This window comes from Pseudomonas sp. FP1154, from assembly GCF_030687245.1.
GTDB classification, from domain to species: domain Bacteria; phylum Pseudomonadota; class Gammaproteobacteria; order Pseudomonadales; family Pseudomonadaceae; genus Aquipseudomonas; species Aquipseudomonas rhizophila.
On record NZ_CP117465.1, the window covers coordinates 3,179,335 to 3,197,201 of the forward strand.

Genomic DNA, 17,867 nt, shown 5'->3' on the forward strand with positions numbered 1-17,867 from the left:
TTCAGCTCTCAACGGGCATGCTTGCAAAAGCGGCGATGTTAACACGCTCCGGTAACGAGGGGACTTACCTGAAACCTGGCTTATGGGAGAGAAGCTGTGGGAGCAAAGCTTGCTCGCGATGAAGATAATGCGGTCTTTCAGGAAAACCAGGGCGCCTGTGTCGCGAGCAAGCTTTGCTCCCACACAAGCTCACTCGCCACAGATCATCCTGTTCAGGCCCCGACACCACTCGTATCAGGCCTGCTTGAAACCCCGCACCTCATCCACCCCACGGTTGGCCAACTGGTCTGCCCGTTCGTTACCGTGATGGCCGATATGGCCGCGCACCCATTTCCAGGTAACGTTGTGACGGTTGACCTGCTCGTCGAGCAGTTTCCACAGATCGGCGTTCTTCACCGGCTCTTTCGCAGCGGTTTTCCAGCCACGCTTCTTCCAGTTGGCCATCCACTCATTGATGCCTTTCATCACATATTGCGAGTCGGTCACCAGCAATACGTCGCAAGGCCGCTTAAGCTCTTCCAGACCCCGAATAGCGCCCATCAGCTCCATACGGTTGTTGGTGGTATTGGTTTCACCGCCCCAGAGTTCCTTCTCGACACCCTTGCATACCAGCAGCGCCCCCCAGCCACCCGGGCCGGGATTGCCCTTGCAGGCGCCGTCAGTGAAGAGTTCTACGCTATCGCTCATGCCAATCCATCCAGAAAAAAATGCAAAGGCCTGCCGGACGGGAACGACAATGCCCGCAACCGAATGCCGCCAGACCATCAGAAAAGGGTTAAGGCTCGATGTGGCGACGATTGACCTTGGCCATCGGCAAGGGAATCAGCTTGCCCATCGGCTCGCGTCGCGCCTGACGAACCGGGCGCAGCCCGACTGCAATCTTGCGCGCCACCAATAAATAGAAGCCGCCGCCGGACAGTTGCCACTCACCGGCCTTGCGCTCCCAGCCGGCCAGACGGGCCTGCCACTTGGGCGACGCAAGCGGCGGACGATAGCATCCGAAGCGACGTTTCTCCAGCGCGAAGCCCAGCAGGTTGAGCCAGTCACCGACCCTTGACGCCGAGATGCAGCGAGCCTGACGCAAAGCATCGTGAGCGAACACGTGACGCAACCCCCAACTGCTCCAGGGATTGATGCCAATGATCAGCAGATGCCCGCCAGGGCGGACGCTGCTGGCGGCTTCGCGCAGCAGCCCGTGCGGGGAGAGACAGAAATCCAGCCCGTGCTGCATCACCACCACATCGGCGGCATGTTCGCTCAACGGCCAGGCCTGCTCTTCGCAAACGATCTCCACGCCAGGCAATGGTGCCCCCAGGCGTACATTACGCTGAACCTGCGGCGCCGACGGCGGGGTCTGCGCCGAAGGCCCGTAGTGCACCAGATAGCCACCAAAGAACCGGCCCAGCTCGTCTTCGAGCATGCGCCGCTCCTCTTCCAGCAAAAATTGCCCGACAGGGCCGGACAGCCACTCACGAGCGGCGCTGATCAACGCAAGCCAGTCGGGATCAGCCTGAGCGAACGCTTCATCGGTCATTGCATTCTCCAACGCGTCAGGAAGTTCTAAGATGCGCCTTTGTTTTCTGCTTGGCGAATTCCGCGATGATACAGATCAGTGCCCTGCCCGCGTTCACCGATAACTACATCTGGTTGTTACAGGACCACGCCACTCAACGCTGCGCCGTCGTCGACCCCGGCGACGCCACGCCGGTGCAGGCCTGGCTCGACGCCCATCCTGGCTGGGTCCTGAGCGACATCCTGATCACCCACCATCATCACGACCATGTCGGCGGCGTCCAGGCACTGAAAAACGCGACACACGCCACCGTCTACGGCCCGGCCAGTGAAAACATCCCGGCGCGGGACGTGGCGCTGCAGGACAACGACCGGCTCAGCGTCCTCGACTGGGACTTCGATGTCTACGCCGTACCCGGCCACACCCTGGGGCATATCGCGTATTACCATCATGGCTTGCTGTTCTGTGGCGACACCCTGTTTGCCGCCGGTTGTGGGCGACTCTTCGAAGGCACGCCTGCACAAATGCATCAGTCCCTCAGCCGCCTGGCCTCTCTGCCTGAGGATACGCTGGTCTACTGTACCCATGAATACACCCTCAGCAATCTTAGATTCGCCGCTGCGGTAGAGCCGGGCAACCCGGACATTGCCGCCCGCCTGGAAAAAGTCAGCCAGCAACGCAACGCCGGCGTCATGACCCTGCCCTCGACCCTGGCACTTGAAAAGCTCACCAATCCGTTCCTGCGTACCGCTGAAACATCCGTTAAACAAAAAGCAGACGAACGGAACGGCCAGCGTAACCAGACGCCGAGTGAGGTTTTTGCGGCCTTGAGGGCGTGGAAAGATAAGTTCTAAGGCCGCTGGCGTTTGATACAAAAATTCTGAAAGGTTGACCTGTTGGGGTGCGCTTCCTAGAATCGGCCGACATTTTTGCCCGGAACTTACTTCCAGCCAATGTCGTCATCTATACGTAAGTCCGTCCAGTCAGACACATTGACCCGCTTGGCTCAAGCTGTCGCAGTGGCTGTGTCCGCCACCCTGGCGGGCTGCCAGAGCACGAGCCAGGTGCCGCAGAGCGATGTGGCGCACACGCCGAACATCGCCGCTCGCGCCAAACAGAAGCCCATCTGGCTCACTGAAAAACCCGTCCCTCAAGTGCCTCAGGACGTCTGGGAGCGTATGCGCCAGGGCTTCCAGCTGCAGGAAACCGCCGGCGTCAACCCGCGTATCGAGCAGCAACGCCTGTGGTTCGCCAGCAATCCATCCTTTCTGGAAAACGCCGGCGAACGCGGCAGCCTGTACATTCATTACATCGTCGAACGCCTTGAAGAACGCAACATGCCCCTGGAGCTGGCGCTGCTGCCGGTGATCGAAAGCGCCTACAACCCCATGGCTTATTCCCGGGCCCATGCGGTGGGCCTGTGGCAGTTCATCCCGTCCACGGGGCGCTACTTCAACCTGCGCCAGACCCGCTTCTATGATGGGCGTCGCGACATCACGGCCTCTACCACGGCCGCGATGGATTACCTGACGCGCCTGCACGACATGTTCAACGGCGACTGGCTGTTGGCGCTGGCTGCCTACAACGCAGGCGAGGGAACGGTCAGCCGCGCCATCGAGCGCAACGAAAAACTTGGCCTGCCCACCGATTACTGGAACCTGCCGCTGCCCAGCGAAACCCAGGCCTATGTGCCGAAGTTGCTGGCATTGTCCCAGGTCGTACTTTCTCCCGAGGCCTACGGCGTCAACCTCAACCCGATCGCCAACGAACCGTACTTCCAGGTCGTCGAGATCAACCAGCGCATGGACCTGTCCAAAGTCGCGGCGGTGGCTGACATCGACGAAGACGAGCTGTTCCAGCTCAACCCGGCTTTCAAGCAGCGCACCACCATCGATGGCCCGCAGCACCTGCTGGTACCCACGTCCAAGGCCCAGTTGTTGACCGCCAGCCTGTCCACCATGCGTCCGGAAGAACTGATCAGCAAACGATCGCTCCAACCGGTTTTTGACTCAGCCGAAGAAAGCACGGTGGCGGGCGCCAAGCGCACCTATCGCGTCAAGCGTGGCGATAACCTGGGGCTGATCGCCAAGGCCAACAACGTTCAGATCAAAGACTTGCAACGCTGGAACAGATTGAGCGGCAACAAACTCAAGATCGGCCAGACCCTGGTCATGCAAGACACCCGCAAACGCGTCAACACGGTAGTCGCTGCCAGCAGCAAGAATAAAAAGAAACAAACCCAGTACAAGGTCAAGCAAGGCGACTCGCTGTACGTGGTCGCCAAACGCTTCAACGTGGAAATGCAGCACCTCAAGCGCTGGAATCCACGGGTAGGCAAGGCACTGAAGCCTGGGCAGATGCTGACGGTTTACTCTCCGCACTAAGCCTGACTGAAGAGAGGGCTGCTTCGCAGCCCAGCGGGAGCAAGCTCCCTCGCCACGGTTTCGGGTAATCCCTGAAGCTTTCGGCTCCCGCCTTTTTCCTGCCGATACAAGCTGTTACTGTACGGGCCATAAAGCCCAAGCCGCCTGGATCGGATCTCAGACTTGATACGTCCCCTCCTCCTGCTCCTGATCAGCCTGGCCTTGAGCTCTCCCGCCGGCGCAACCATTAGCGAAAGCCATGGTTATGCGCAGTTCGGCACGCTCAAGTACCCGGCCAGATTCACCCACTTCGACTGGGTCAACCCGCAAGCGCCCAAGGGCGGTATCTTGCGGGTCATGGCATTTGGCACCTTCGATACGCTCAATCCCTATACTTTCAAGGGCAGCAGCCCAGTTTCGACGCCCAACTTCTTGCAATACGGCATCAACGAGCTGAACGAACCGCTGATGGTTGGCACCGGTCAGTATGCGCCGTCCGGCGACGAGCCGACGTCGAGCTATGGCCTGATCGCCCGGTCAGTGGAATACAGCGAAGACCGCAGTTGGGTGGTGTTCAACCTCAGACCCGAAGCCCGTTTTCACGACGGCGTGCCGATTACCGCCTATGACGTGGCGTTCTCCTACAGAACGCTGCTCAAGGAAGGTCATCCGCAGTACCGCACCAACCTTCAGGAAGTGCTACGGGTCGACATCCTCAACCCGCTGAAAATCCGCTTTGTGTTCAAGCGTACGGGCAACCCGCTGCTGATCCTGCGCCTGGGTGAGTTACCGGTGCTGCCCCAGCATTACTGGAAAGACCGCGACTTCAAGGCCACCACCTTCGAACCGCCCTTGGGCAGCGGCCCTTACCGGATTACCAAAGTGCAGCCTGGTCGCCAGTTGGTGTTTGAGCGGGTCAAGAATTACTGGGGCAAGGACCTGCCGGTCAATCGCGGCAAGTACAACTATGACCGGATGGACGTGGAGTTCTACCGCGACAGTGAAGTGGCTTTCGAAGCCTTCAAGGCCGGGGAATTCGACATCTACATTGAACACCAGGCCAAAAACTGGGCCAACGGCTACCGGTTCCCGGCGGTCAATCGCGGCGAGGTGATCAAGGCGCAGATTGCTCACCAGATCCCGACCCAGACCCAGGGTCTGTTCATGAATACCCGGCGCAGCACGTTCGCCCAGGTCAAGGTTCGTGAAGCCCTGGGGCTGATGTTCGACTTCGAGTGGACCAACCGCACGCTCTTCAGCGGTGCCTACAAGCGCACCCTCAGCTACTACCCCAACAGTGAATTCTCCGCCAGCGGTCTTCCGGTGGGCCACGAATGGCTGCTGCTCAAGCCGTATCGGGAACAACTACCGCCCGCATTGTTCACCCAACCCTTCAGCCTGCCCCAGACCGACGGGCGGGGCATCCCCCGGGAAACCCTGCGCAAAGCCCTGGGATTGCTGAAGGAAGCCGGGTGGACCATCCACGGCCAGCGCCTGCTCAACGCCGACAGCCAGCCCCTGCGCTTCGAGATCCTGCTGGTGAACCCGAACCTGGAGCGCATCCTGCAGCCCTACGTGGAAAACCTCGCCAGCATCGGGATCCAGGCCCGCCTGCGTACGGTGGATCGCGCTCAATACAAGCAGCGTCTGGACCAGTTCGACTTCGACATGATCCTGCTGACCCTGGGGCAAACCCTCAGCCCGGGTCTTGAGCAATGGCAGTACTTCCATTCCAGCCAGGCGGGGGTCAAGGGCAGCAAGAACTACGCCGGCATCAACAACCCGGTGGTCGATCACCTGCTGGAAAAGCTCCTGTCTGCCCGCACCCGTGACGAACAGGTCGCCGCCGGCAAAGCCCTGGACCGTGTGCTGCTGTGGCAGCACTACTGCATCCCTAACTGGTATCTCAATTATCATCGCCTGGCCTACCGTAACCGGTTTGCCTTTGTCACTACGCCGCCCTACACCCTGGGTTTGAGCGCATGGTGGCTGAAATCTTCGGAGAAAGATCAATGAAGCCTTTACGCGCCCTGCTCCTGCAGGCCAGCGGCCTGTTGTTCGCCGGACTGGCCTGTGCCGCACCGCAGCACGCCTTGACCTTGTACAACGAGCCGCCGAAATACCCAGCCGACTTCAAGCATTTCGATTATGTGAACCCTGACGCCCCCAAGGGCGGGATTTTTCGTCAGGGCGGGTTTGGTGGCTTCGACAGCCTCAACCCTTTTATCAGCAAGGGCGTCCCCGCCGATGACATCGGCCTGATCTACGACACCCTGGCCAAACAAGGCCTGGACGAACCGTTCACCGAATATGGCCTGATCGCCGAAAAAATCGAGAAGGCCCCGGACAATGCCTGGGTGCGCTTCTACCTGCGGCCCGAAGCCCGCTTCAACGACGGCCATCCCGTACGCGCCGAGGACGTGGTGTTCAGCTTCCAGACCTTGACCAAGGACGGCGCTCCGATGTTCCGCGGTTATTACAACGACGTGGCTGAAGTCATCGCCGAAGAACCGCTCAAGGTGCTGTTCAAGTTCAAGCACACCAATAACCGCGAATTGCCGCTGATCCTCGGCCAACTGCCGGTATTGCCCAAGCATTGGTGGGCCGGGCGCGAATTCAACAAGGGCAACCTGGAGATCCCCCTCGGCAGCGGTCCGTATAAGGTCGCCGAAGTGAAGGCTGGCCGTTCGATTCGCTATGAACGCGTGAAGGACTATTGGGGCAAGGACCTGCCGGTCAACCGCGGCTTCTACAACTTTGACGTGCTGACCACCGACTACTATCGCGACAACACCGTGGCGGTCGAGGCACTGAAGGCCGGGCAGTTCGATTTCTGGCTGGAAATGGCTGCCAAGAACTGGGCCAACGCCTACAACATCCCGGCCGTGACCGAAGGCCGGCTGATCAAGGAACAGATCCCCAACGGCAACCCCACCGGCATGCAGGGCTTTGTCTACAACTTGCGCCGCCCGGTCTTCCAGGACGTGCGGGTGCGCAAGGCCTTGAGCCTGCTGCTGGACTTCGAATGGACCAACAAACAACTGTTCCACGGTGCCTACGCCCGCACCCGCAGTTATTTCGAAAACTCGGAGATGGCCGCCACCGGCCTGCCCGGCGAAGACGAGCTGAAGATCCTCGAGCCGTTGCGTGGCAAGATCCCCGAGCAGGTGTTCACCCAGGCCTTCCAGCCTTCGGTATGCGACGGCAGCGGCATGATTCGTGACCAGCAGCGCAAGGCCTATCAATTGCTGCAAGAGGCCGGCTGGCGCATCGTCGACGACAAGATGGTCGATGCCCAGGGCAAACCCGTGGTGCTGGAGTTCCTGCTGGCCCAGACCGAATTCGAGCGGGTGCTGCTGCCGTTCAAGCGTAACCTCAGTGACCTGGGCATCGAACTGGTGATCCGCCGGGTCGACGTGTCCCAATACATCAATCGCGTGCGCTCGCGGGATTTCGACCTGATCGTGGGCAGCTTCCCGCAGTCCAGCTCGCCGGGTAACGAACAGCGCGAGTTCTGGATGTCGGCCGCCGCCGATAATCCCGGCAGCCGCAACACCATGGGCCTGAAGGACCCGGCAGTCGACCAACTGGTGGAGCAACTGATCAACGCCGACTCACGCAAGAGCCTGGTGGCCCACGCCCGGGCGCTGGACCGGGTGTTGCAATGGGGCTACTACGTGATCCCCAACTGGCACATCAAGACCTGGCGCGTAGCCTACTGGAACCACATCGGCCATCCAAAAATCACCCCGACCTACGACATCGGCACCACCACATGGTGGGTCAAGCCAGAGGTCAAGCCTTCCATCGAGGTGGAAAAACAGGTCATCGAGCAAAAAATCGTCGCCCCGGCGAGTGTGGAGTAACCGATGCTGGCTTATATCTTTCGGCGTCTATTGCTCATCATCCCGACCCTGTTTGGCATCCTGCTGATCAACTTCGTGATCATCCAGGCCGCGCCCGGCGGGCCGGTGGAGCAGATGATCGCCAAACTCGAAGGTTTCGAAGGCGCCACCAGCCGCATTGCCGGTGGCGGTGCCGAAGTGTCGGTGGCCGGCTCCGCCTATCGCGGCGCCCAGGGGCTGGACCCGGCGCTGGTCAAGGAAATCGAGCGCATGTACGGCTTCGACAAGTCGGCGCCGGAACGCCTGTGGATCATGATCAAGAATTACGCTCGCCTGGATTTCGGTGACAGTTTTTTCCGAGACGCCAAGGTCATCGACCTGATCAAGGAAAAAATGCCGGTCTCCATCTCGCTAGGGCTGTGGAGTACGCTGATCATGTACCTGGTGTCGATCCCGCTGGGGATCGCCAAGGCGACGCGGCATGGCAGTCATTTCGACGTCTGGACGAGTTCGGCGATCATCGTCGGCTATGCCATCCCGGCGTTCCTGTTCGCCATCCTGCTGATCGTGGTGTTTGCCGGCGGCAGCTATTTCAACTGGTTCCCGCTACGGGGGCTGACGTCCAACGATTTCGACGAACTGAGCATGGGCGGCAAGATCCTCGACTATTTCTGGCACCTGGCCTTGCCCGTGACGGCCCTGGTGATCGGCAACTTTGCCACCATGACCCTGCTGACCAAGAACAGCTTCCTCGATGAAATCAACAAGCAGTACGTGGTCACCGCCAAGGCCAAGGGCCTGACCCGCAATCGGGTGCTCTATGGTCATGTGTTCCGCAACGCCATGCTGCTGGTGATTGCCGGCTTCCCTTCGGCGTTCATCGGAATCTTCTTCACCGGCTCGTTGCTGGTAGAGGTTATTTTTTCCCTTGATGGCCTCGGTTTGATGAGTTTCGAGGCGGCAATCAACCGTGACTACCCGGTGGTCTTCGGCACCCTGTTCATCTTCACCCTGCTGGGGCTGGTGGTGAAACTGATCGGTGACCTGACCTACACCTTTGTCGATCCACGCATCGACTTCGAAAGCCGGGAGCATTGAGATGAACCTGTCCCCCCTCAATCGCCGCCGTTTCGAATTGTTCAAGGCCAATAAGCGTGGCTGGTGGTCGCTGTGGCTGTTCCTGATCCTGTTCGGGCTCAGCCTGGGCGCCGAGTTGATCGCCAATGACAAGCCGCTGGTGGTGCACTACGACGACGGCTGGTACTTCCCGGCACTCAAGCGCTACCCGGAAACCACGTTCGGCGGCGAATTTCCGCTGGAAGCCAACTACAAGAGCCCATACATCCGCGAACTGCTGGCCGCCAAGGACGCGTGGGTGCTGTGGGCACCGATCCCGTTCAGCTACCAGAGCATCAATTACGACCTGAAGGTCCCCGCCCCGGCACCGCCCTCCTCGGTCAACTGGCTGGGCACCGACGACCAGGGCCGCGATGTGCTGGCCCGGGTGATCTATGGTTTCCGTGTTTCGGTGCTGTTCGCTCTGACACTGACCCTCCTCAGCTCGATCATCGGCGTGATCGCCGGCGCCTTGCAGGGCTTTTACGGCGGATGGGTCGACCTGGCCGGCCAGCGTTTCCTGGAGATCTGGTCGGGGCTGCCGGTGCTTTACCTGTTGATCATCCTGGCCAGCTTCGTGCAGCCGAACTTCTGGTGGTTGCTGGGCATCATGCTGCTGTTCTCCTGGATGAGCCTGGTGGACGTGGTCCGCGCCGAGTTCCTGCGCGGGCGCAACCTGGAATACGTGCGTGCCGCGCGGGCATTAGGCATGCAGAACGGCGCGATCATGTTCCGCCACATCCTGCCCAACGCCATGGTCTCGACCATGACGTTCATGCCGTTCATCCTCACCGGGGCCATCGGCACCCTCACGGCCCTGGATTTCCTCGGGTTTGGCTTGCCTCCGGGCGCTCCGTCCCTGGGTGAACTGGTGGCCCAAGGCAAATCCAACCTGCAGGCGCCGTGGCTGGGCATCAGCGCGTTCGCCGTACTGGCGATCATGCTGAGCCTGCTGGTGTTCATCGGCGAGTCAGCTCGCGATGCCTTCGATCCGAGGAAATGAAATGAATCAGGACAATCTGATCGAAGTGCGCGACTTGGCCGTGGAGTTCATCGTCGGCGAACGTCGGCAACGGGTGGTCGAAGGCGTCAGTTTCGACATCAAGCGTGGCGAAACCATGGCCCTGGTCGGCGAAAGCGGCTCAGGCAAGTCGGTGACCGCCCACTCGATCCTGCGGTTGCTGCCCTACCCGCTGGCCCACCATCCAAGCGGGACCATCCAGTACGCCGGCCAGGATTTGCTCGGGTTGAAAGAAAAGACTATCCGCCACATCCGGGGTAACCGGATCGCGATGATCTTTCAGGAGCCGATGACGTCCCTCAATCCGCTGCATTGCATCGAGAAGCAGATCAATGAAGTGCTGGGCATTCACAAGGGGCTATCCGGTAAGGTCGCTACCCGTCGCACCTTGGAGTTGCTGGAACTGGTGGGCATCCCCGAGCCGCACAAGCGCCTCAAGGCCCTGCCCCACGAACTGTCCGGTGGCCAGCGCCAGCGAGTGATGATCGCCATGGCCCTGGCCAACGAGCCGGAGCTGCTGATTGCCGACGAACCGACCACGGCACTGGACGTCACCGTCCAGCTGAAAATCCTCGAATTGCTCAAGGATTTGCAGGCGCGGCTGGGTATGTCGCTGCTGTTGATCAGCCACGATTTGAACCTGGTGCGAAGAATTGCTCATCGCGTATGTGTCATGCAGCGCGGTTGCATCGTCGAACAGGCATCGTGCGAAGAGCTGTTCCGCGCGCCGCAGCATCCGTACACTCGGGAACTGCTGGCCGCCGAGCCCAGCGGCAACCCGGCGACCAACGTGGTCGGCCCGCCGCTGTTGCAGGTCGAGGACCTGAAAGTCTGGTTCCCGATCAAGAAAGGCCTGTTCAAACGCACGGTGGACTACATCAAGGCCGTGGACGGTATCCGCTTCAGCCTGCCCCAGGGCCAGACTCTGGGTATCGTTGGCGAAAGCGGCTCCGGCAAGTCCACCCTGGGGCTGGCGATCTTGCGGTTGATCGGCAGCCAGGGGGGGATCCGCTTTGAAGGCAAGCAGCTGGACTGCCTGTCGCAGCAACAGGTCCGGCCACTGCGCCGGGAGATGCAAGTGGTGTTTCAGGACCCGTTCGGCAGTCTGAGCCCACGGATGTGTGTAAGCCAGATCGTCGGCGAAGGCCTGCGGATCCACAAGATCGGCACCGCAGCCGAGCAGGAACAAGCGATAATCGCGGCATTGAAGGAGGTAGGCCTGGATCCGGAGACCCGGAACCGCTACCCCCATGAATTTTCCGGAGGGCAGCGGCAGCGTATCGCCATTGCCCGGGCCCTGGTGCTCAAGCCGGCGTTGATTCTGCTGGATGAACCGACGTCGGCCCTGGACCGTACCGTGCAACGCCAGGTGGTGGAGCTGTTGCGGTCGCTGCAAACCAAGTACAACCTGACGTACCTGTTTATCAGCCATGACCTGGCTGTCGTCAAAGCGCTGAGCCACCAGTTGATGGTGGTCAAGCATGGCCAAGTGGTCGAACAAGGTGATGCCCGCAGCATATTCGCCGCGCCGCAACACCCCTATACACAGCAGTTGCTGGAGGCCGCTTTCCTGGCCCCAACAACTGCCGAATAACCTGAAAGAGGAGCAACACATGGGTTTTCTCGCCGGTAAGCGCGTACTGATCGTCGGTGTCGCCAGCAAGCTGTCCATCGCATCCGGCATCGCCGCCGCCATGCATCGCGAGGGCGCTGAGCTTGCCTTCACTTATCAGAACGACAAACTCAAGGGTCGCGTCGAAGAGTTCGCACAAGGCTGGGGTTCGAGCCCTGAGCTGTGCTTCCCGTGCGACGTGGCCAGCGATGAAGAAATCGCCAAGGTTTTCGAAGAACTGAGCAAGAAGTGGGACGGCCTGGACTGCATCGTGCACTCCGTGGGCTTCGCCCCGGGCGATCAACTGGACGGCGACTTCACCGAAGCCACCACCCGCGAAGGCTTCCGCATTGCCCACGATATCAGCGCCTACAGCTTCGTGGCCCTGGCCAAAGCCGGTCGTGAAATGATGAAAGGCCGCAACGGCAGCTTGCTGACCCTGTCGTACCTTGGCGCCGAGCGCACCATGCCGAACTACAACGTGATGGGTATGGCCAAGGCTTCCCTGGAAGCAGGCGTGCGTTACCTGGCCGGCTCCCTGGGCCCGGATGGCACCCGCGTCAACTGCGTATCGGCCGGTCCAATCCGTACCCTCGCCGCTTCCGGCATCAAGAACTTCCGCAAAATGCTGGCCGCCAACGAAGCGCAGACCCCGCTGCGTCGCAACGTCACCATCGAGGAAGTCGGCAACGCCGGCGCCTTCCTGTGCTCGGACCTGGCCTCGGGCATCAGCGGTGAAATCATGTACGTGGACGGCGGCTTCAACACCACCGCCATGGGTAACATCGAAGAGTAATCTTCACGTCTCATCCGCTGCGTAAAAACGCCGCTTGTCCTGAAAAGGGACAAGCGGCGTTTTTTATTCCGCTCTGGTCATGGCGGCGGGTCAGCTTGCATTCGGGTTGAATGGGCCACCGCTATCGCGAGCAGGCTCGCTCCCACATTTTCCGAGTTGCTCATAGACTTCGGGCAAACCACAAATCCCCTGTGGGAGCGAGCCTGCTCGCGATGACGATGGACCTGCACACATAAGGGCTTGATGTGACGCCGTCAGCGCGAGCCAGCCTGTTTTTGAATGTACATCGCCTCATCAGCATCCGCCAAAAGGCTGTCGATGGACTGATGACGCTTCGGGTCATAGTCGATCTGGCCCACGCTGAAACGGATGTCATAGCCACGCTGCAACATCGCATTGCGCTCATCAAGGATTTCCCTGAGTCGCGCCATGATCGCCGAGGTTTCGACATGGGCAGAGCCGGTGAGCAGCGCCACGAACTCATCGCCACCCAAACGACCGATCACATCACTTTCGCGAAAGGCGATGCGTAGCACGTCGGCAAACGTTTTTAGTGCCGTATCGCCCTCGGCGTGTCCGAAGCGGTCGTTGATGAGCTTGAAGTCGTTGAGGTCGAAGAACAGCAGTGTTGCCGGACGCGACAGGCGCTCGCAAACGCTCAGCGCATGCTGGGCCAACGTCTTGAAACCACGTCGATTGGACAGCAAGGTCAGTTCGTCCATGCTCGCCATCTGCACAGCAATCATTTCCTGCTCGGCCATGCTGGCCAAGTCGCGCAGCAGTTCGCGCTCTTCGTCATTGAGCTTGCGCGGCTTGGTGTCCAGCAAGCACAGGGTTCCAAGCTTGCTGCCGTCATCCAGTGCCAACGGCTGCCCGGCGTAGAAACGAATGCCGGGTTTATCGGTGACAAACGGGTTGTCGCGAAACCGCTCGTCCTGCTCCGCGTCGCAAACCTCCATAATCTGATCCTGCAGAATGGCGTGTGCACAAAATGAAACGTCGCGTCCGGACTCACTGGCGTCCAGGCCTGCATTGGATTTGAACCACTGACGGTTGGCATCCACCAGCGACACCAGCGCAATGGGCACATCGAACAAACGCCGGGCAAGGCGAGTCAGGCGGTCGAAGCGCTCCTCGGGCGCAGTGTCGAGCAATTTGAGCGAGTGCAAATTCTTGAGACGAACGGCTTCGTTATCCGGTTTACCAGGCGCAAGCATCGGAAACTCCATCGAGAGGGCTTGTTGAAGTCTAGCCCAGGCCCTCTCCTCTTCAAACCGAACGGCCAAATCAGACAGGCATTTCTGGACGGGGCCGAATACACTGCGACACAGGTTCAAGACGAGGACGCCGACCGATGAAGCCCGCCCCCCACGACGACGCCCCACGTTTCTGGCGTGATGCAGCGCTGCCCTTCATCGAAGCCCGGGGCATCGCCGATGGACGCAAGGTCTGCTATTCGCGTCATTCCCATGACCACTTTTCCATCGGGGCGATCACGGCCGGGCGCAGCACCTACCTGCATGAGCAATCGAATTTCCAGGTAGAGAGCGGTACGGTCGTATTGATGAACCCCGGCGATGTCCATGCGTGCAACCCGATCAATGATCAGCCATGGTCGTATGTAATGCTGTACGTCGACACCCAGTGGCTGACGGACTTGCAGCGCCGAATCGGCTTTGACGAGACCCTGGGTTTTCAGGGCTTCGCCACCACCCACAGCCGCGACATCGAGCTGTTTGCCGCCTTACAGGGTTTGTACGGCCAACTGGTGGATGAGCGGATCGACATCGCCCGCAAACACGCCGCCGCCGAAGCGTTTTTCATCGACCTGCAACACCGGCTCAACCCAGCCGGGCGCCCGGACCGTGGCAGCCACCCGGGATTGATGCGAGCGGCGCAGTTTATCCATGACCATTGCAGCGAGGCCTTGAAACTTGAAGACATCTGCGCCGCCGCACAACTTTCGCCGTCGTACCTGAGCCGGGCCTTCAAGCGCCATTACGGCATGACGCCCCATGCTTTCCTGGTCAATCGTCGGATCCAGTTCGCCCGTCGGCAGTTACGCGAAGGCAAGCTGATTGCCGATGTCGCACTGGACAGCGGGTTTGCCGACCAGGCGCATTTCCAGCGCGCCTTCAAACAACACCTGGCCGCCACCCCGGGCCAATATCGCGGTTGATACCCGACCCTGCTTTTGCGGGGATGGCTCAAGGCAACAACAAATACACCGCACTGACCACCAGCAACGCCGCCATCGTCCGATTGAACAGGCGCATGGTCGCCGGGTTGCCCAGCCAGACCCGCAGAAAACTGCCGGCATAGGCCCAGCAGCCTACCGAGAGATAACAGATCACCAGGTAGATAGCCGCAAACTGCCACACCAACCGCGCCTCACCATCGGCCACGAATGCTCCCATCCCGGCCACACAGGCCAGCCACGCCTTGGGGTTGAGCCACTGCATCAACGCGCCGTAAAACATCGACGGCGCCCGCTCCTCGTCTCCGGCGCCCAGGTGCCCGTTGTCCATCGCCAGTTTCCAGGCCATGAACAACAGAAATCCCACGCCCCCCAGTTGCACCACTCGCGTGAGGCCGGGCCAGCGCTGCAGCACTTCGTGCAACCCCAGCCCCATCAACACCAGCAGCAAGACAAACCCCAGGGTGGCCCCGGCCACGTGACGCAAGGTGGCACGAAAGCCGAATCGCGCCCCGGAACTGAGGGCTACAATATTCACCGGCCCGGGAGTGATGGACGCGACCAGTGCAAACGCCGCCATGGAAATAATCAGACTCATTGCATACCTTCTTCATGTCCGTGAGGTGGCGTTCAAGGTAAATTGCACGCCACTGGCGGTATTGAACAAAACTGCCCAATGACGACGACTCACCGCGCGCCGTGCGAACAGGTGCTGTTTCGGGCTTTTTTTTACGCAAACTTTACGCAGCGTCCGGTCAACGAAATCGATACTGGGCGGCTCATTCTTTCAGGCGTGTTTTATGTCCCTTGCGGCTGTGCGGTTTATCGGATTCATCCTCGGCATTTTCCTGATCACCCTGGCCGCGAGCATGGCAATCCCGCTTCTCACGCTGATGGTGTACGAGCGAAACGATGACCTCTCGGCGTTCTTGTGGTCGAGCCTGATCACCTTTGTCTGCGGCATCTTGCTGGTAGCACGTGGTCGGCCAGAGCACATACAACTGCGTCCGCGGGACATGTACCTGCTGACCACTGCCAGTTGGGTGGTTGTCTGCACCTTCGCCGCCTTGCCGATGGTGTTTATCCAGCACATCAGCTACACCGACGCATTCTTCGAGACGATGTCCGGCATCACCACCACCGGCTCGACCATCCTCACCGGCTTGGACAATGCCTCCCCGGGCCTGCTGATCTGGCGCTCGATGTTGCAGTGGCTCGGAGGGATCGGCTTCATCGGCATGGCAGTGGCCATCCTGCCGCTGCTGCGGGTCGGCGGCATGCGACTGTTCCAGACCGAATCATCGGACTGGTCGGAGAAAGTCACACCGCGCTCCCATGTGGCGGCGACCTACATCCTGTGGCTCTACTTAGGCTTGAGTGCCCTGGCCGCCCTGGCCTTGTGGCTGGCGGGCATGACACCTTTCGAAGCGATCAACCATGCGATGACCATGATTTCCACCGGAGGGTTCTCCACTTCGGATTCGTCCTTGGCCAACTGGTCTCAACCGGCCATCCACTGGATCTCGGTGATTATCATGATCGCCGGCGCACTGCCCTTCACCTTGTATGTCGCCACGTTGCGCGGGAACAAACGAGCGTTGCTCAGGGATCATCAGGTCCGTGGATTCCTCGGATTCCTGGTCATTACCTGGCTCGTGGTGGGCACCTGGCTGAGCCTGAACAGCGACTACGCCTGGCTGGACGCGGTGCGCATCGTAGCCGTCAACGTGACTTCGGTGGTCACCACCACCGGTGTGGCGCTGGGTGACTACTCGCTATGGGGCAGCTTTGCCCTGCTGCTATTTTTTTACCTGACGTTTGTCGGCGGTTGTTCGGGATCCACCTCCGGCGGGCTGAAGATTTTTCGTTTTCAGGTGGCCGGCGCCTTACTGATGGGCAGTTTGAAACAACTGATCCATCCGCGGGCGGTGATTCAGAAAAAATACAACAAGCACCCCATTGACGAAGAGATCGTCCGTTCGCTGCTGACGTTTTCTTTTTTCTTCACCATTACCATCGGCGCTATCGCCCTTGGGCTTGCGCTGATCGGCCTGGACTGGACGACGGCCCTCACCGGTGCCGCCACGGCCGTGTGCAACGTCGGGCCAGGGCTGGGCTCGATCATCGGACCGGCCGGCAACTTCTCCACCTTGCCGGATGCGGCCAAATGGCTGCTGACCATTGGCATGCTGCTGGGTCGTCTGGAGATTCTGACCGTGCTGGTGTTGTTCACGCCGGTGTTCTGGAAGTATTGAGGCGGATGAAAATTCACTGTCGATTTTCCGGTGGAGCCATCCCGGGCCTGGCTCTATGCTCCCCCCATGAACCTACACGACTCGCTGCTCCCACCCCATGCCGAGATGGTCCGCGCCATGCTCGAACGAGACACCGCCTACGAGGGGGTGTTCTTCACGGCGGTCAAGACCACCGGCATCTTCTGTCGCCCCAGCTGCACGGCGCGCAAGCCGAAGCCGGAAAACGTCGAATTTTTCGCCCACGCTGACGAAGCCATGTCGGCCGGCTACCGGGCCTGTCTGCGTTGCAAGCCGCTGGATGCCGCCGCCATCGCGCCCGCCTGGATCCAGGCGCTGCTCAAGGCCGTGGACGCCGAACCCGACCTGCGCTGGACCGATGCTTTGTTGCTGGAACAAGGCATTGAACCGCTGAAGCTGCGGCGCTGGTTCAAGCAGCATTTCGGCATGACTTTCCATGCGTACCTGCGCACTCGACGGCTGGGCATCGCCCTGGGGGGCATCAAAGAAGGGATTTCCATCGACAATGCGGCCTTTGACTCAGGCTACGAGTCCCTGAGCGGATTTCGTGACGCCTTCGTGAAGTCTTTCCACATCACACCGGGCCGCGCCGCCCACAGCGAACCCCTGCTGTTCACCCGCCTGACAACGCCACTGGGGCCGATGCTGGCCATGGCCGAACGGCGCGGCCTGGTGTTGCTGGAGTTCCTCGACCGCCCGGCCCTGACCCGGGAAATCGAAGAGTTGCAACAACGCTACGGCTATACCGTCGCCCCGGGGCACAATCCCCACTTGCAACAGATCGAAACCGAACTGGCCGACTATTTCGCTGGAAAGCTCACCTCGTTCAGCGTGCCGCTGCACATGCCCGGCAGCGCCTTCGCCGTCCGGGTCTGGGCTGAACTGGAAAAAATCCCCTACGGCGAAACCCGTAGCTACGGCAACATCGCCACTGCCCTCGGCAGTCCTGGTGCCAGCCGTGCGGTGGGACTGGCCAACGGCCAGAATCGCCTGGCCATCGTCATCCCCTGCCACCGGGTGATCGGTGCGGATGGCTCGTTGACCGGTTATGGTGGCGGGCAGCCACGCAAGGCTTTTCTGTTGCGGCTGGAAAAGGCCGCGGTGCAGGTGTCCCTGCCACTGGCATTCTGA

At 60.4% G+C, this 17,867-nt stretch carries 15 protein-coding genes; 11 read left to right on the forward strand and 4 right to left on the reverse strand.

Translation table 11 applies throughout. The features are described from left to right. Positions 1-234: 234 nt before the first annotated feature. On the reverse strand, positions 235-687 hold the full coding sequence (gene rnhA, locus PSH91_RS14325) for a ribonuclease HI (protein ID WP_047225766.1): 453 nt from the start codon (positions 685-687) through the stop codon (positions 235-237). An 88-nt stretch (positions 688-775) separates the two neighbouring features. Further along, positions 776-1,534: a class I SAM-dependent methyltransferase gene (locus PSH91_RS14330; protein ID WP_047225765.1), complete on the reverse strand. Its 759-nt coding sequence runs from the start codon at positions 1,532-1,534 to the stop codon at positions 776-778. Positions 1,535-1,599: 65 nt separating this feature from the next. Here PSH91_RS14330 and gloB point away from each other — a divergent pair, with 65 nt between their 5' ends. The 8 genes from gloB to fabI all read left to right on the forward strand — a co-directional run bounded on the left by gloB (position 1,600) and on the right by fabI (position 12,266). Then, positions 1,600-2,367, forward strand: a complete 768-nt coding sequence (gene gloB, locus PSH91_RS14335) for a hydroxyacylglutathione hydrolase (protein ID WP_139049963.1) — start codon at positions 1,600-1,602, stop codon at positions 2,365-2,367. Positions 2,368-2,466: 99 nt separating this feature from the next. Continuing rightward, entirely contained in the window at positions 2,467-3,897 is a 1,431-nt protein-coding gene (locus PSH91_RS14340) for a transglycosylase SLT domain-containing protein (protein ID WP_076384421.1), read from the forward strand. A 162-nt stretch (positions 3,898-4,059) separates the two neighbouring features. Continuing rightward, positions 4,060-5,892, forward strand: a complete 1,833-nt coding sequence (locus PSH91_RS14345) for an extracellular solute-binding protein (protein ID WP_047225762.1) — start codon at positions 4,060-4,062, stop codon at positions 5,890-5,892. Next, positions 5,889-7,742, forward strand: coding sequence for an extracellular solute-binding protein (locus PSH91_RS14350; RefSeq protein ID WP_047225761.1), 1,854 nt, complete (start codon positions 5,889-5,891; stop codon positions 7,740-7,742). Before PSH91_RS14345 ends, PSH91_RS14350 begins: the two co-directional genes overlap by 4 nt. 3 nt (positions 7,743-7,745) lie before the next feature. After that, entirely contained in the window at positions 7,746-8,819 is a 1,074-nt protein-coding gene (locus PSH91_RS14355) for a microcin C ABC transporter permease YejB (protein ID WP_047225760.1), read from the forward strand. Between the two features lies 1 nt (position 8,820). After that, entirely contained in the window at positions 8,821-9,840 is a 1,020-nt protein-coding gene (locus PSH91_RS14360) for an ABC transporter permease (protein ID WP_047225759.1), read from the forward strand. A 1-nt stretch (position 9,841) separates the two neighbouring features. Continuing rightward, positions 9,842-11,452, forward strand: a complete 1,611-nt coding sequence (locus tag PSH91_RS14365; RefSeq protein ID WP_076384417.1) for an ABC transporter ATP-binding protein — start codon at positions 9,842-9,844, stop codon at positions 11,450-11,452. Positions 11,453-11,471: 19 nt separating this feature from the next. Continuing rightward, positions 11,472-12,266: an enoyl-ACP reductase FabI gene (gene fabI, locus PSH91_RS14370; protein ID WP_003202751.1), complete on the forward strand. Its 795-nt coding sequence runs from the start codon at positions 11,472-11,474 to the stop codon at positions 12,264-12,266. A gap of 254 nt (positions 12,267-12,520) precedes the next feature. Here the strand turns inward: fabI and PSH91_RS14375 are convergent, their stop codons facing one another. After that, positions 12,521-13,483 (reverse strand): sensor domain-containing diguanylate cyclase, encoded by a 963-nt coding sequence (locus PSH91_RS14375; RefSeq protein ID WP_305465982.1) that lies wholly within the window; start codon positions 13,481-13,483, stop codon positions 12,521-12,523. Between the two features lie 137 nt (positions 13,484-13,620). Between PSH91_RS14375 and PSH91_RS14380 the strand changes: the two genes are divergently transcribed. Further along, entirely contained in the window at positions 13,621-14,445 is an 825-nt protein-coding gene (locus tag PSH91_RS14380) for an AraC family transcriptional regulator (protein ID WP_305465983.1), read from the forward strand. A 28-nt stretch (positions 14,446-14,473) separates the two neighbouring features. Here the strand turns inward: PSH91_RS14380 and PSH91_RS14385 are convergent, their stop codons facing one another. Then, on the reverse strand, positions 14,474-15,061 hold the full coding sequence (locus PSH91_RS14385) for a LysE family translocator (protein WP_305465984.1): 588 nt from the start codon (positions 15,059-15,061) through the stop codon (positions 14,474-14,476). A gap of 202 nt (positions 15,062-15,263) precedes the next feature. On the opposite strand from PSH91_RS14385, the gene PSH91_RS14390 reads away from it, so the two are divergent. Both PSH91_RS14390 and PSH91_RS14395 read left to right on the forward strand, forming a co-directional pair. Beyond that, entirely contained in the window at positions 15,264-16,718 is a 1,455-nt protein-coding gene (locus PSH91_RS14390) for a TrkH family potassium uptake protein (RefSeq protein WP_107322352.1), read from the forward strand. A gap of 66 nt (positions 16,719-16,784) precedes the next feature. Next, the gene (locus tag PSH91_RS14395; RefSeq protein WP_047225752.1) at positions 16,785-17,867 is read left to right on the forward strand and encodes a bifunctional transcriptional activator/DNA repair enzyme AdaA; all 1,083 of its coding nucleotides are present in this window, start codon (positions 16,785-16,787) and stop codon (positions 17,865-17,867) included.

Bases quoted from the DNA above. Each gene is read 5' to 3' on its own strand.
- rnhA (WP_047225766.1), bottom strand. From the start codon at position 687: ATGAGCGATAGCGTAGAACTCTTCACTGACGGCGCCTGCAAGGGCAAT.
- PSH91_RS14330 (WP_047225765.1), bottom strand. From the start codon at position 1,534: ATGACCGATGAAGCGTTCGCTCAGGCTGATCCCGACTGGCTTGCGTTG.
- gloB (WP_139049963.1), top strand. From the start codon at position 1,600: ATGATACAGATCAGTGCCCTGCCCGCGTTCACCGATAACTACATCTGG.
- PSH91_RS14340 (WP_076384421.1), top strand. From the start codon at position 2,467: ATGTCGTCATCTATACGTAAGTCCGTCCAGTCAGACACATTGACCCGC.
- PSH91_RS14350 (WP_047225761.1), top strand. From the start codon at position 5,889: ATGAAGCCTTTACGCGCCCTGCTCCTGCAGGCCAGCGGCCTGTTGTTC.
- PSH91_RS14355 (WP_047225760.1), top strand. From the start codon at position 7,746: ATGCTGGCTTATATCTTTCGGCGTCTATTGCTCATCATCCCGACCCTG.
- PSH91_RS14360 (WP_047225759.1), top strand. From the start codon at position 8,821: ATGAACCTGTCCCCCCTCAATCGCCGCCGTTTCGAATTGTTCAAGGCC.
- PSH91_RS14365 (WP_076384417.1), top strand. From the start codon at position 9,842: ATGAATCAGGACAATCTGATCGAAGTGCGCGACTTGGCCGTGGAGTTC.
- fabI (WP_003202751.1), top strand. From the start codon at position 11,472: ATGGGTTTTCTCGCCGGTAAGCGCGTACTGATCGTCGGTGTCGCCAGC.
- PSH91_RS14375 (WP_305465982.1), bottom strand. From the start codon at position 13,483: ATGCTTGCGCCTGGTAAACCGGATAACGAAGCCGTTCGTCTCAAGAAT.
- PSH91_RS14380 (WP_305465983.1), top strand. From the start codon at position 13,621: ATGAAGCCCGCCCCCCACGACGACGCCCCACGTTTCTGGCGTGATGCA.
- PSH91_RS14385 (WP_305465984.1), bottom strand. From the start codon at position 15,061: ATGAGTCTGATTATTTCCATGGCGGCGTTTGCACTGGTCGCGTCCATC.
- PSH91_RS14390 (WP_107322352.1), top strand. From the start codon at position 15,264: ATGTCCCTTGCGGCTGTGCGGTTTATCGGATTCATCCTCGGCATTTTC.
- PSH91_RS14395 (WP_047225752.1), top strand. From the start codon at position 16,785: ATGAACCTACACGACTCGCTGCTCCCACCCCATGCCGAGATGGTCCGC.